This is a genomic window from Pseudoalteromonas pernae (assembly GCF_039831865.1).
In the GTDB taxonomy this organism is placed as follows: Bacteria; Pseudomonadota; Gammaproteobacteria; order Enterobacterales; family Alteromonadaceae; genus Pseudoalteromonas; species Pseudoalteromonas pernae.
Map to the genome: position 1 here is coordinate 88,944 of NZ_JBDODM010000005.1, position 13,966 is coordinate 102,909.

13 protein-coding genes are annotated in these 13,966 nt (G+C 46.4%); 7 read left to right on the forward strand and 6 right to left on the reverse strand.

The features are described from left to right. Positions 1–1,281, forward strand: coding sequence for a glutamate-1-semialdehyde 2,1-aminomutase (gene hemL / locus V1358_RS12960; RefSeq protein WP_347393792.1), 1,281 nt, complete (start codon positions 1–3; stop codon positions 1,279–1,281). 65 nt (positions 1,282–1,346) lie between these two features. On the opposite strand, the gene mrcB is transcribed toward hemL, so the two are convergent. The 5 genes from mrcB to V1358_RS12985 form a co-directional block, all read right to left on the reverse strand. After that, the gene (mrcB, locus tag V1358_RS12965; RefSeq protein ID WP_440589896.1) at positions 1,347–3,641 is read right to left on the reverse strand and encodes a penicillin-binding protein 1B; all 2,295 of its coding nucleotides are present in this window, start codon (positions 3,639–3,641) and stop codon (positions 1,347–1,349) included. 137 nt (positions 3,642–3,778) lie between these two features. Further along, positions 3,779–3,937 carry a YqaE/Pmp3 family membrane protein gene (locus V1358_RS12970; protein WP_347390624.1) on the reverse strand — a complete coding sequence of 53 codons (159 nt, stop codon included), beginning with the start codon at positions 3,935–3,937 and terminating at the stop codon, positions 3,779–3,781. A 100-nt stretch (positions 3,938–4,037) separates the two neighbouring features. Next, positions 4,038–5,267: an ammonium transporter gene (locus V1358_RS12975; RefSeq protein ID WP_347393793.1), complete on the reverse strand. Its 1,230-nt coding sequence runs from the start codon at positions 5,265–5,267 to the stop codon at positions 4,038–4,040. A gap of 11 nt (positions 5,268–5,278) precedes the next feature. Then, the gene (locus V1358_RS12980; protein WP_347390622.1) at positions 5,279–5,617 is read right to left on the reverse strand and encodes a P-II family nitrogen regulator; all 339 of its coding nucleotides are present in this window, start codon (positions 5,615–5,617) and stop codon (positions 5,279–5,281) included. A gap of 165 nt (positions 5,618–5,782) precedes the next feature. Next, the gene (locus tag V1358_RS12985; RefSeq protein ID WP_347390621.1) at positions 5,783–7,045 is read right to left on the reverse strand and encodes a response regulator; all 1,263 of its coding nucleotides are present in this window, start codon (positions 7,043–7,045) and stop codon (positions 5,783–5,785) included. A gap of 139 nt (positions 7,046–7,184) precedes the next feature. On the opposite strand from V1358_RS12985, the gene V1358_RS12990 reads away from it, so the two are divergent. From V1358_RS12990 to serA, 6 genes are all read left to right on the forward strand, one after another. After that, a complete protein-coding gene (locus tag V1358_RS12990) occupies positions 7,185–8,063 on the forward strand; it encodes a dTDP-4-dehydrorhamnose reductase family protein (RefSeq protein ID WP_347393794.1) in 879 nt (292 codons plus the stop codon). A gap of 70 nt (positions 8,064–8,133) precedes the next feature. Continuing rightward, a complete protein-coding gene (locus tag V1358_RS12995; protein WP_347390619.1) occupies positions 8,134–9,672 on the forward strand; it encodes a S10 family peptidase in 1,539 nt (512 codons plus the stop codon). A 159-nt stretch (positions 9,673–9,831) separates the two neighbouring features. Continuing rightward, positions 9,832–10,377 (forward strand): hypothetical protein, encoded by a 546-nt coding sequence (locus V1358_RS13000; RefSeq protein ID WP_347393795.1) that lies wholly within the window; start codon positions 9,832–9,834, stop codon positions 10,375–10,377. A 70-nt stretch (positions 10,378–10,447) separates the two neighbouring features. Further along, on the forward strand, positions 10,448–11,047 hold the full coding sequence (locus V1358_RS13005) for a 5-formyltetrahydrofolate cyclo-ligase (RefSeq protein ID WP_347393796.1): 600 nt from the start codon (positions 10,448–10,450) through the stop codon (positions 11,045–11,047). A 51-nt stretch (positions 11,048–11,098) separates the two neighbouring features. Next, on the forward strand, positions 11,099–11,752 hold the full coding sequence (gene rpiA / locus V1358_RS13010; protein WP_347390616.1) for a ribose-5-phosphate isomerase RpiA: 654 nt from the start codon (positions 11,099–11,101) through the stop codon (positions 11,750–11,752). Positions 11,753–11,765: 13 nt separating this feature from the next. Then, positions 11,766–12,995, forward strand: coding sequence for a phosphoglycerate dehydrogenase (gene serA / locus V1358_RS13015; RefSeq protein ID WP_347390615.1), 1,230 nt, complete (start codon positions 11,766–11,768; stop codon positions 12,993–12,995). Between the two features lie 74 nt (positions 12,996–13,069). Here serA and yghU read toward each other — a convergent pair whose 3' ends face one another. After that, positions 13,070–13,909, reverse strand: a complete 840-nt coding sequence (gene yghU, locus V1358_RS13020) for a glutathione-dependent disulfide-bond oxidoreductase (RefSeq protein WP_347393797.1) — start codon at positions 13,907–13,909, stop codon at positions 13,070–13,072. Between the last annotated feature and the right edge of the window lie 57 nt (positions 13,910–13,966).

The following is a 13,966-nucleotide window of genomic DNA, read 5'->3' on the forward strand; positions in this document are numbered from 1 at the left end:
ATGAGCAAAAGCCAAGATTTATTTAACCGTGCCCAAGCCTCAATCCCAGGTGGCGTAAACTCTCCAGTTCGAGCCTTCAACGGCGTCGGCGGTACGCCATTGTTTATCACGCACGCTGAAGGTGCACACACTTTTGATGCTGATGGCAATAAATACATCGACTACGTGGGTTCTTGGGGTCCGATGATCCTAGGTCACAACCACCCAGAAATTAAACAAGCTGTACATGAAGCAGTAGAGCGTGGTTTGAGCTACGGTGCCCCCACTGAAGCTGAAATCGAGATGGCTGAGAAAGTGAAGGAGCTGGTTCCTTCAATTGATTCTGTACGCATGGTGAACTCAGGTACCGAAGCAACCATGAGTGCCATTCGTTTAGCACGCGGTTACACAGGTCGCGATAAAATCCTGAAATTCGAAGGTTGTTACCACGGCCATGCTGATTCTTTGCTTGTAAAAGCAGGTTCTGGTGCGCTTACACTGGGTGTTCCAAACTCTCCTGGGATCCCAGAGGATTTTGCTAAGCATACGCTGACTGTGTCATTCAACAACTTGGATGAAGTAAAAGCAGTCTTTGAAAAATACCCAGAAGACATCGCTTGTATCATCATTGAGCCTGTCGCCGGTAACATGAACTGCATCCCACCAGTTGAAGGCTTCTTAGAAGGCCTGCGCGAGATTTGTGATCAGTACAAGAGCGTGTTGATCTTCGACGAAGTAATGACCGGTTTCCGTGTTGCATTAGGCGGAGCGCAAGCTTACTACAACATCAAGCCTGACTTAACCTGCCTAGGTAAAGTGATCGGTGGTGGTATGCCAGTGGGCGCATTCGGTGGTAAGAAAGAGATCATGGATTTCGTAGCTCCTGTAGGTCCTGTTTACCAAGCGGGCACACTTTCGGGTAACCCAATCGCGATGGCTGCAGGTCTAAAAGCACTAGAGCTATTGTGCCAACCAGGTCTACACGAACTGCTAGAAGCCAAGAGTAAAGCGATTTGTGAAGGCTTCCAAGCTGCTGCTGACAAAGCAGGTATCCCTTTGACAACCAACTATGCTGGCGGTATGTATGGTTTCTTCTTTACTGATGCCGACAAAGTCACCAGTTACCAACAAGCCACTCAGTGTGACTTAGAACGCTTTAAGCGTTTCTTCCACCTGATGCTTGAAGAAGGTGTATACCTTGCGCCATCAGCGTTTGAAGCGGGCTTTGTGTGTGCAGCACACGATGATGAAGCTATCGCTCAAACCATTGCTGCCGCAGAGCGTGCTTTCGCAAAACTATAAGTAAACTTTGCAGCAATAAAAAAACCGCCTTCTGGCGGTTTTTTTATGTTTTGTGGACGCAGACTTTAGCGCACACAGCGAGGACGAGGGTCAAACTCGCTAGCGCGAATAGGCAATTGAATTACTTTGCCACACCCAGGTGGTGCTTGCAGGCCAGTTTGCTCATTGATGAATGCCCAGCGAATTCCCTCTGGACGCTCATCTGCCAACGATTGTGGATTAAGTTGACGCAGATAGCGAATATACAGCTCTAACGCCCCAACAGCCCCTGTGAGCCCCGTACTTTGGTTATCATCACGGCCAACCCAAGCAATGGTCACGGTATTTTGATCAAAACCGCCATACCAACTGTCACGTAGGTTATTACTTGTACCTGTTTTACCCGCCAATTGAATCGTTGGGAAATGTTTGTTCAAGCGTTTACCCGTGCCATCTTTAGTCACGCGCTTCATACCGTACTTAGTCATGTACGTCGCATCTTGAGGAAAACGCTGCTGCCACTGCGGCTTGTGCTGATACAAAAGCTTGCCACTATTGTCTGTCAGTGCGGAGATACTGGTTAGGCGAGTGTAAGCACCGTCGTTTGCCAGCGTGGTATAAACTTGTGCAACTTCGTAACTCGATAGCTCCAGCGCGCCAAGCAAAAGCGAGGGATATTGATTAATATGACTTTCTACCCCAAGACCTTCAAGCGTATTTGCAACCTTGTCGACACCGATATCTAAACCAACATTAACCGCAGGAATATTGATACTGTTACTGTAGGCTTGGTAGAGCGGTAAATCTCCACGGAACACATGGTCAAAGTTGTCAGGGCGCCATACATTACCTTGCTCATCTTTGACTTCTAAAGGCTCATCCTTTAATACCGTACCTAGGTGGTATTGTTTTAACTGCAAAGCACTGAGGTATACCGCCGGCTTAACTAATGAACCGATGTTACGTTTGGTATCCAGCACGCGGTTGAAGCCCGAATAACGCATATCACGGCCTGCGACCAGTGCCGATACACCACCAACTTGACGATTAACCGACACCATCGCCGCTTCTAACTGCTCAGTATTAGGACGTCGCTCTAAATACGGCAACGACTGAGAAATCGACTCCTCCATCGCCTCTTGCTTTTGTAAATCGAGATAAGTGAAAACACGTACCCCAGCGTCAAGAGTTTCTTTGTCAGTAAGTAATTCTTTAAGTTGGCGGTTCACTAACTCTAAATACCCAGGGTAAGTCTTATCGATATCACGTCGCATGGGCGCAATATCAAGAGGACGTTTCAGTGCAACCCGGTACTCAGGTGTGGTAATTAAGCCATCTTCAACCATTAAACGCAGTACTAAATCTCGGCGCTCTTGCGCGCGTTCTTCATAACGGCGTGGATTGTAATAAGATGGTCCTTTCACCAAGGCAATCAACATCGCGATTTGGTCAAACTCCAACTCATCGATTGGCTTAGAGAAGTAAAACTCTGCCGCAAGGCCCATACCATGCACACCTTTGGTGTATGATTGACCAAGATAAACCTCGTTGAGATACGCCTCTAAAATGGCATCTTTGGAATAACGATAATCCAAAATCAACGCAATTAACGCTTCGTTGATTTTACGCGTTAATGAGCGCTCACGTGTAAGATAGAAGTTCTTTGCTAACTGCTGGGTTAACGTACTGCCGCCTTGTACTGTGCGACCTGCACGGATGTTAGCGTAAAGTGCACGCATAATAGACCACACAGATACACCGTGGTGGTCATAGAAGTTTCTATCTTCAACCACCAGCAAAGTTTCTTTTAGAATGCTTGGGAATTTGTCCAGCGGCACAAATTCGCGGTCTTGCGTTTCATCGTTACCAATGCGCGCAATTTGCACCGGTTCTAGGCGAGCACTGTCTAGACGCTGACCAATGTTGTTTTTGACCGTAGCAAGCTTGTTGCCGTTAAAGCGCAACTCAATGATGTGGGCATTTTCTTGACCATCAGCAAATTCGAATGCACGGCGGTAGATACGTAACCGAGTGGCGCTTTGCTCATACTGTCCGGTGTGGGTCAGCTTTGTCACTTGGGTGTAGTTGAGTCGTTTTAGTTCCCACTCCACTTCATCCATCGATAAGTACTGGCCAGGGTAGAAAGTTAAAGCACGCGCATAGACCTGCGCTGGCAGCTGCCACTTATTGCCCTCAAATTGCCGTGTCACTTTGGCATCGAGATAAATCATGTAAAGCGCAACACTGATAACACTTACCAAGGACACTTTCCAAAAGATCGAAAAGGCTTTAGCGGCAAATCGCTTCATGAATGATGGAGTTGATGAAGTAGACTTCTTGCTACTCTTTCGTTTTTTAACTGGTGTTTTTTTTGACGCCATAAGGTTGCTGATGCGTGGCTAAATTGAAAATTTTTGGAAGCTTAGCATACTCATGAGCAAAATTAATTGCCCACGAGTACACCAAGACAGGGTGCACGCTAATGTTAAGCGGCGTTAGCTTAACTGATACTGACTCTTTAGCGAGTTGATACCCACAATGCGTGAATAACGGCAGGGATCCACAGCAAGAAACACAAAATGATGTTAATCACTAAATCTTTACCTGCGCCTGCTTTTAAAAACACAGCAACTGGCGGTAAAAAAATAGAAAGGATAATTAGTAGTAGTTTATTCATAGCACGAACCTATTAGAGGGACTGTAAGGTTTGATTATAGTCATAAAAAACGGCGAGTTAAAAGCTCGCCGTTAATTAATTTGAATAAATTATTTGGATTTTAGCTTGAGCGCACTGATACAAACTCAGGGTAAGCGTCGATACCACAATCGTGCTGGTCCATACCCGTAAGCTCTTCTTCTTCACCCACACGGATACCCATGGTTTTCTTCAGAATAGCCCATACGATGAATGAAGTTACAAACACGAAGCCATAGATGCACACTAAACCGATTAGCTGCGTCAAGTAGTTAGCATCACCGTTTGATAGCGGCACAAGCATTAAGCCAATCGCACCACACACACCGTGTACAGAGATAGCACCTACAGGGTCATCAATACGTGCTTTATCAAGCGCTACGATACTGAACACAACAGCGATACCACCGATTGCACCTAGGCCTACAGCCAGAAGCGGTGAAGGTGAAGCAGGCTCTGCAGTGATAACAACTAGGCCAGCCAGAGCACCATTTAGCACCATAGTAAGGTCTGCTTTACCCCAGTAAGTTTTGCACACAAGCAGTGAAGAAATTGCGCCCGCTGCCGCTGCTGCATTGGTGTTAAGCATGATTTGACCAACAGCAGTAGCGTTCTCAGCATCGCTGATTAACAACTGCGAACCGCCATTAAAGCCGAACCAACCCATCCACAAAATAAACGTACCTAATGTAGCCAATGGTAAGTTTGAACCAGGAATTGGGTAAATTTCACCGTTTTTGCCGTACTTACCGCGACGAGCTCCCAGTAATAATACGCCTGCTAAAGCCGCAGCTGCACCAGCACCGTGCACGATACCCGAACCAGCGAAGTCAACAAAACCCATTTCTGATAGGAAACCGCCACCCCACGTCCAGTAACCTTCGATTGGGTAAATTAGGCCTGTCATCACTACACAGAACACTAAGAAGGCCCATAATTTCATGCGCTCAGCAACCGCGCCTGAAACGATAGACATTGCCGTGGCAACGAATACTACTTGGAAGAAAAAGTCAGATTGCAAAGCGTGATCCGCATCACTCGCTTGCGTGCCAATTAGGGCACCAAAGCTTGGCACAAAGCCCCCTTCAGCGTTGTCTACATACATGATGTTGTAGCCAATGAATAAGTACATGGTACAAGCAATCGCATACAGCGCGACGTTTTTGGTAAGGATCTCTGTGGTGTTTTTAGAGCGCACCAGACCTGCTTCGAGCATGGCAAAACCGGCTGCCATCCACATAACTAACACGCCTGAAATTAGAAAGTAGAACGTGTTCAATGAAAATTGTAATTCAACTACTGTGTTTTCCATGATGGCACCCCTTAAATAGCTTCTTCATCGAGCTCACCCGTTCGGATGCGCACGATTTGATCGAGATCGTAAACAAAGATTTTGCCGTCACCGATCTTTCCGGTTGAGGCAATGCGGGTGATAAGTTCAACCACGCGATCCACGTTCTCGCTTAGGGTTGCAATTTCTAGTTTGATTTTAGGAATGAAATCAACTTGATACTCGGCGCCACGATAGAGTTCGGTGTGTCCACGCTGACGACCAAAGCCTTTTACGTCAACAACTGTCATCCCCTCTATTCCCAGCTCCGCAAGAGCTTCACGCACTTCATCAAGCTTAAATGGCTTAATGATGGCACTGATCATTTTCATATGGCCCCCTTCAGGCAACACTGATTATTATTGTCGAAAGGGTAAATCCAACCTTTGTGCCACAATTATTTTTTCTTAATTAACATGAAGTTAACTTATTTGGAGCATAAAAAACGCACCATTATGGTGCGTAGTTTTGTCGTTTTTTCCAAATGTGTGCAAAAACTAAACGTTTTCGATTGGCTCAACGAGTAACTGTTTCTTACCGCTGGCTTTGGCTTTGTAAAGTGCTTGGTCAGCGCTGTGTAGGCAGGTGTCTAAGTTGCGGTGACCCAACTTTGCTAGACCGATACTCACAGACATGTCGTATGGCTCTCCAGCCACTACTATTGGGTGTGCCATTAGGTGCTCATTAAAGCTAACCAAGTTTCCTTTAAAGCGCTCGAACTCCTCGCCATCACATTGGGATAGCACGGCAAATTCTTCACCACCAAAGCGTGCAACAATGCGCCCTTCAAGATGCTGATTTAAACGGCTCGCCAACTGCTGAAGAGCAGAGTCTCCAGCTTGATGGCCGTATTTGTCGTTAATTTGCTTAAAGTTATCAGCGTCAATCAGCGCTACTGTCACGTCCCCTTCCCCTTTGGAAAAGAGTTTCAAACCGTGTTCTTGAAGGTAGCGACGATTAAACAAGCCTGTAAGGTGATCCCGCTCTGCGGTGGCACGAATTTGACTGATAAGATGCAATTGCTCCACGGTTTGTAACACGCGGCAGTGGAACTCTTCGTTCGCAAAAGGCTTAGTTAAGAAGTCATTGGCGCCATACTTAATGAACTTAGCCGATAAGCCATTCCTACCTGCACCAGAAATACCGACAATGGCTAAGTCATCTCGGCCACGATAATTACGAATTGCGCGCACCAGTTCAAAGCCATCCATAACGGGCATAGCATAATCGCAAAGCAACAGCTTGATAGACGCATCGTCTCGCAGTAATTTTAGCGCTTGCTCTCCATCCGGCGCTTCGACCACTTCGTATAATTGGCGCTCAAGCATTTGTCTGAGGATCTGGCGGCTTAACCTTGAATCATCAGCCACTAAAACACGTAGGCCTTTGTTTCGTAGAAGCTGCGTCAATAAACGTACGGCATATAAATAAGAGTCGCGATTGTCTTTAATGACATAATCAACCACGCCCAATTCAAGCATTTGCTGACGCTGAGACTCATCAAGACTGGAAGTAAGCACAACGGTCGCAATATCTTGGTCGACAGTTAACCTAACTGCATCCCCTGTATCACAATCCGGTAGTGTCATATCGACAAGTGCAAGGTCGTAATGGTGTTGCTGAATTAAGTCTTGAGCCTGTTGATAATCCCAAGCAAAGTCAACGTGATCAATGAACTCTGTAGCGAATTTTTGACTCAGTAAATGGCGAAGCACCTGCTGCACGACTTTACTGTCTTCAATGATCAAAACGCGGGCCATGATATAAACTCCAACATGGTATTTTTTTATTAGTATTTGCTTTCGGGCCAAATTTAAACACATTTTAGGCACAATAGACACTTTGACTTTAAAGTAAGTGCTCGCTAGGCTGCCAAAGTTGAATTTTTGGGAGTAAGAAATGGCAAAAATAATGATTTCTGGCGCAACGGGCCTTCTCGGACGCGCATTACTAAAAGAATTGAGTAAAGAACACGACACAGTTGGCCTGGGCTTTTCGCGCGCCCAGCCACCTATATTAAAAGTCGACTTATTTGATAGAGAAGCACTGCAGCAAGTTTTCTCTGAACACACGCCTGAATTCTTTATCCACAGCGCTGCCGAGCGCAACCCAGATAAATTCGACAATGACCCAGAAAGTAGCATCAAGCTCAACTGCGCTGTTACAGAGCAAATTGCACGGTGTTGTGAGCAATTTGGTTGCAAACTGATTTTTATCAGCACCGATTACGTGTTCGATGGTCGCAACCCACCCTATGCTGAAGATGCAGCAACGAGCCCACTCAATTTGTACGGCGAATCTAAAGCTCGTAGTGAAGCTATGTTACTCAAAGATTACCCGAGTGCGGCCATTGCCCGTATCCCCGTGTTATATGGAGAAGTCAATGCACTCAAGGAATCAGCTGTGACGATTATCGCTGAGCAACTAATCAAAGGAGTACGTGCCTTCGATCACGACTCCTTGCGCTTCCCAACCAATACCGCTGATATCGCCCGTGTTTTGCGCCAAGCTATTGAAGTTATTGGGAAAGAGCTAAATGGGGTGTATCACATCAGTGCTCAAGAGATGATGACCAAACTAGAGATGGCAAAAACAATGGCCCCTGCACTTAATATTGATAGTGCAACCTTGGTCGCAGCAGAAATCGACGAAAATGCCGCGCCACGACCTAAAGACTGCGCGTTAAAAGACACCCGTTTGTGCGCCAAGGGTATTGAAATAGACTCTAGATTCTCCGATGCCATCAACACAGTATTGGCACCCCATTTATCGCATTAACTTGTAGTTTGGCTACCAAGCTTTTTTAATAACTAAACTAAGCCCTTCGATAACAATAAAAGGTAACTCAATGTTAGCAACCCATCTAAAAGCTGTTGCGTTGTCGCTTGCAGTCGTTATTGCGCCTTCAGCTCTTGCCGAGACGGATCAATTCGACGCATCACAGCATAGCCGTCAAATTGAAATTGACAGTTCAGTCACCACAGAGCACAAAGCGCGCATTAATGGCGAGCGCATCTCCTACACCGCTGAGACAGGCACTCAGCCGGTGTGGAATGATACCGGTGATGCTGTTGCGACACTGCATTACACCTATTACAAACGCAGCGGCGTGGATGACGATACGAAACGCCCACTACTTATTTCATTTAACGGTGGTCCTGGTTCGGCATCGGTGTGGATGCACCTTGCCTACACGGGCCCTAAAGTACTAAAAATTGATGACGAAGGTTATCCCGTACAGCCATATGGGGTAAAAGAAAATCCATACTCAGTATTGGATGTCGCGGATATCGTTTATGTTAATCCTGTCAACACGGGCTACTCGCGTGTACTACCAGGTAAAGATGGCAAAATGCCAAGCCGCGACCAACAAAAAGACATGTTCTTCGGCGTCAACGCGGACATCAAATACCTTGCAGAGTGGCTAAACACATTTGTAAACCGCCACAATCGCTGGCGCTCACCTAAATTCCTTATTGGTGAAAGCTATGGAACAACTCGTGTATCGGGTCTAGCGCTGGAGCTTCAAAACAGCCAATGGATGTACCTAAACGGTGTGGTATTAGTATCACCGACCGAAATTGGTATCAAACGTGAGGGCCCGGTAGAGGCGGCAAACCGCTTACCTTACTTTGCAGCTACCGCGTGGTATCACAAAGCCCTAGACAGCGAACTACAAGCACTGGATTTAGACGAACTATTACCCAAAGTTGAAGATTTCACTGTCAATGAGTTGATCCCCGCTATCGCAAAAGGCGGCTTTATTAGTGCTGATGAGAAACGTCGCATCGTCACGCAAATGGCGCGCTATGCTGGCGTATCGCAAACCTTCGTCGAAGGGAATAATCTAGACATCCCTAATGCGTCGTTCTGGAAAGAGCTACTTCGCGAGCGCGGGCAAACGGTAGGCCGTTTAGACTCTCGCTACTTGGGTATTGATAAGCGCAATGAAGGCGATCGCCCTGACTATTGGGCTGAGCTTACATCTTGGCTGCACTCGTTCACACCAGCTATCAATTACTATCTGCGTGAAGAGCTACAGTATAAAACAGATGTAAAATACAACATGTTCGGCTCAGTGCACCCGTGGGATAGAAGCAACAACAACACTGGTGAAAACCTGCGTTTAGCGATGGCACAAAACCCATACCTAAACGTACTCATTCAATCAGGTTACTTCGATGGTGCGACCAACTACTTTGATGCTAAATACACCATGTGGCAGTTGGACCCAAGCGGCAAAATGAAAGATCGCTTGAGCTTCAAAGGTTATCGCAGTGGCCATATGATGTACTTGCGCCGTGCGGATTTAGAAAGCTCGAATAACGACTTGCGTGACTTCATCATCAACGCTCTTCCTGAAGAAGGCAAAGCAGCTAAGTACTAAGCTGGCAATTTGCGTAAAACACCACAGCCAATGCTGTGGTGTTTTTGTTTATAAAGGCTGATAAGAGCTTTTTTTCTTTTTAAACAAAAGGATTTATACTCACTGTTAGATGTAAATAAGCCAATTTTTTGAGCTTTTAGTGACCACAACGGGGCCCTTATGAGTGAGCAGTATAAGCTGGTGTTTGCCCACCTTGATGAAGATAAAACCCAAGATCAGGCAACCTTAGCGCTACAACAAAAATTAAAACTGAACGATAAACAGACTCAGGCCTTTTTTGATGGTCAGCCTATTTTCCCTGCCAGCGACCAAAACAAGGCGCTCAAACAAGCCAAGGTATTGGCAACGTTGGGTATTCGCAGCCGCCTGAAGCGCGTAACCACAGGCGCAGCTGCAACAGCTGAGCACAGTAGTAAACGTGACGAGCAGATCCTTGCTGCGCTGGATTACGTTACCAGCAGTCTTATTCGCATTGAAGAGCGCTTAGACGATATGGACCATCGCTTTAGCGAGCGCTTACATCGCGATGAAGATACAGGTGTGATTGACGACCTAGGCTTGGATCTAAGTTTGGGAGAAGACCTCGATATCGACCCTATCTCTAAACCAAAACGCTGGCCAATTGTCCTACTCGGGGTGTTGATTGTCTTATTGCTCACCATCTTGGGGCTTCATTACCTGTACCCTGATATTATCGAGCTTTAATTTCAGCCAAAACCCGCACAGTGACATAAATTGCTCACTCAAGTTATCAGATTTTATGTGAATCGGTGTTATGCAGCTTAACGAACAACGTGTTGACATTCGCAAGAGAATGCGAAATTTACGAAAAAATCTTTCCAAAGAAGTGCAAGAACAGGCCGCCAAGTCGCTATATATTAATATTTCTCAAGTGGCAAACATCACTAAAAACACCCGGATAGGGGGGTATTTAAGTAACGATGGAGAACCAGACTTAAGCCTCGTATTTAAAGAGATGTGGAGCAAAAAAGCCAAGCCACACCTCCCCATTATTCACCCTTTCACAAGGACTCATTTGCTCTTCCAAGAGTATGAGAAAAACTCACCCATGAAGGCGAATCGCTATGGTATCTTTGAGCCCGAGTTGAATTGCAGTCATATTTGCCCCGTAGCTGAGTTGGATTTTATCCTCACACCGCTGGTGGCATTTGATAGCCAAGGGAACCGATTAGGCATGGGTGGCGGTTATTACGATCGCACACTTGCACAGATACCCGACAACGCGGTGAAAAAGCCAGTGTTAATTGGCATCGCACACCAGTGTCAGGAGGTAGATGCACTCCCCATTGCCAGTTGGGATGTGCCATTAGATTACATTGTCACCCCCGAGAGAATTTATTGCCCCGACAGGTAGTGGTACAATGATTTCCTAACCCCAAGCTATCAACTCATTTACGAGCGCAACATGACTCAAGACGAAATGAAAAAAGCGGCCGCATGGGCTGCACTGGAATACGTAAAGAAAGACACCATTGTTGGTGTAGGTACCGGTTCAACGGTTAATCACTTTATTGATGCTCTTGCCACAGTAAAGGACGATATTCGCGGTGCGGTATCTAGCTCGCAAGCATCCACTGAGCGCTTAAAAGCGCTAGGTATTGAAGTATTCGAACTCAATGACGTGGACGCACTGGATATTTATGTTGATGGCGCCGATGAAATCAACGCTAACAACGAAATGATCAAAGGCGGCGGCGCGGCACTCACACGTGAGAAGATTGTTGCAGCAGTTGCTAAGCAGTTTATCTGCATCGTGGATAACACCAAACTGGTTGATACCATGGGTGAGTTTCCACTGCCAGTTGAGGTAATTCCGATGGCGCGCAGCTACGTAGCGCGTGAAATCGTAAAACTCGGTGGCGACCCTGTGTATCGTCAAGGTGTAGTGACAGATAACGGCAACGTTATACTGGATGTTCATAATCTACACATTGTTGATGCCAAGTCACTTGAACAAACATTAAATCAGGTGGTTGGTGTTGTAACCAACGGCCTATTCGCTCACCGCGGCGCTGATATTGTGATCATCGGCACGCCGGAGGGCCCAACTACACGATAGAGGAATGAGGAACATGAGTAAGGTATCGTTAGCAAAAGATAAGATTAAAATTCTCTTGCTGGAAGGCGTACACCAAAGTGCAGTAGAAACCCTAAAGCGCAACGGTTACAGCAATATTGATTACGTAAAAACATCGTTACCTGAAAATGAACTCATCGAGCGCATCAGTGATGCTCACTTCGTGGGCATCCGTTCGCGCACTCAGATCACTGATGCCGTTCTTGACGCTGCGCAAAAACTAATTGCTGTGGGTTGTTTTTGTATTGGCACTAACCAAGTTGACTTAGATGCCGCTAAGCGCCGCGGTATTGCTGTATTCAACGCACCTTTCTCAAACACACGTTCAGTTGCCGAGCTTGTTCTTGGTGAAATTCTGCTTCTACTTCGTGGTATTCCGCTGCGCAACGCGATGGCACACCGTGGCCAATGGTTAAAAACAGCTGAAGGCTCATTTGAAGCACGTGGTAAAACGCTGGGTATTATCGGCTACGGCCACATTGGTACGCAGCTAGGCATCATGGCTGAAAACATTGGTATGAAGGTTCAATACTTTGATATTGAAGACAAACTGTCTTTGGGTAATGCTCAGCAAGTACAAAATTTAACACACCTGCTGCAAACCTCAGATGTGGTCAGCCTCCATGTGCCAGAAACCCCGCAAACGAAAAACCTAATTGGCACCGCTGAGCTGTCGGTCATGAAAAAAGGCAGTATTTTAATCAATGCCTCTCGCGGTACAGTGGTAGATATCGACGCATTAGCAGAAGCGTTAGAAGAAAAAACCCTCTCTGGTGCGGCAATTGACGTGTTCCCAGTCGAACCAAAGTCAAACGATGAAGAGTTCGTCTCGCCACTGCGTAACTTTGACAATGTTATTCTTACGCCTCATGTAGGTGGTTCAACACAAGAAGCACAAGAAAGCATTGGCGTAGAAGTCGCCGGGAAAATGGCTAAGTATTCAGACAATGGCTCAACAATGACCGCGGTAAACTTCCCTGAAGTAGCTTTGCCAGAACTCGCCAATCGCAGCCGCTTGTTGCACATTCACCAAAACCGTCCAGGTGTTCTGACGCAAATTAACCAAGCGTTTGCTCAACACGGTATCAACATCGCCGCGCAATACCTGCAAACAGATGAGAGCATTGGTTATGTAGTTATCGATGTGGACAGCGATCACTCTGAAGTCGCTCTCAAAGAATTAAGTGCGGTAGACGGCACAATCCGTGCCCGTATCCTTCACTAAGCAATTAATTTAATAGTAAAAAGCTCAGCAAACGCTGAGCTTTTTTATGCCTGTTTCAATATGAGCGCGCAAACCTATTCAAAATCCCCCGCACTGTGACGCTCTTTGAGCTGCTCGCTTTCGTCACCCCAAGTGCGATTAACGCGACGGCCACGCTTGACTGCTGGGCGCTCATCAATTTTTTGTGCCCACGCAATAACATGCTTGTATTCATGCACAGATAAAAACTCAGCCGCATCATATGCTCGACCCAACACCAAGGCTCCATACCAAGGCCAAATAGCTATATCTGCGATTGAATACTCGTCTCCCGCCATGTATTCATGCTGCGCAAGGTGCTTATCTAGCACGTCTAGTTGACGCTTTACTTCCATGGTGAAGCGGTTGATGGGGTACTCCATTGGCTCTGGGGCATAGGCATAGAAGTGACCAAACCCACCACCTAAATAAGGCGCGCTGCCCATTTGCCAAAACAGCCAGTTCATACACTGGGCTCTGGCATAAGGTTCAGTTGGGATAAGCGCTGAAAATTTCTCAGCAAGATAAAGCAAGATAGAGCCAGACTCAAACACCCGAGTCGCTGGAGTTGTACTAGTGTCCAGTAGCGCAGGGATTTTTGAGTTGGGGTTTATAGCGACAAAATCTGAGCCAAATTGACCACCTTCACTGATATCAATTAAAAACGCATCGTATTCGGCTTCACCTATCCCAAGCTCCAATAGCTCTTCAAACATAATGGTGGCTTTTTGCCCATTTGGCGTTGCCATTGAATACAGCTGAAACGGATGCTGACCCGTTGGCAGTTGCTGCTCGAATGTGGCACCTGCTGTCGGCTTATTGAGGCTTGCCCATTTGCCGCCGTTTTCACTGTCAAATGTCCACACTTTGGGTGGGGTATACGACACTTTGCTCATCTGTGCTCCTTTGCATTTTTGTGCATCTGTGGAGTATAGACCTATGGTCAGACAATA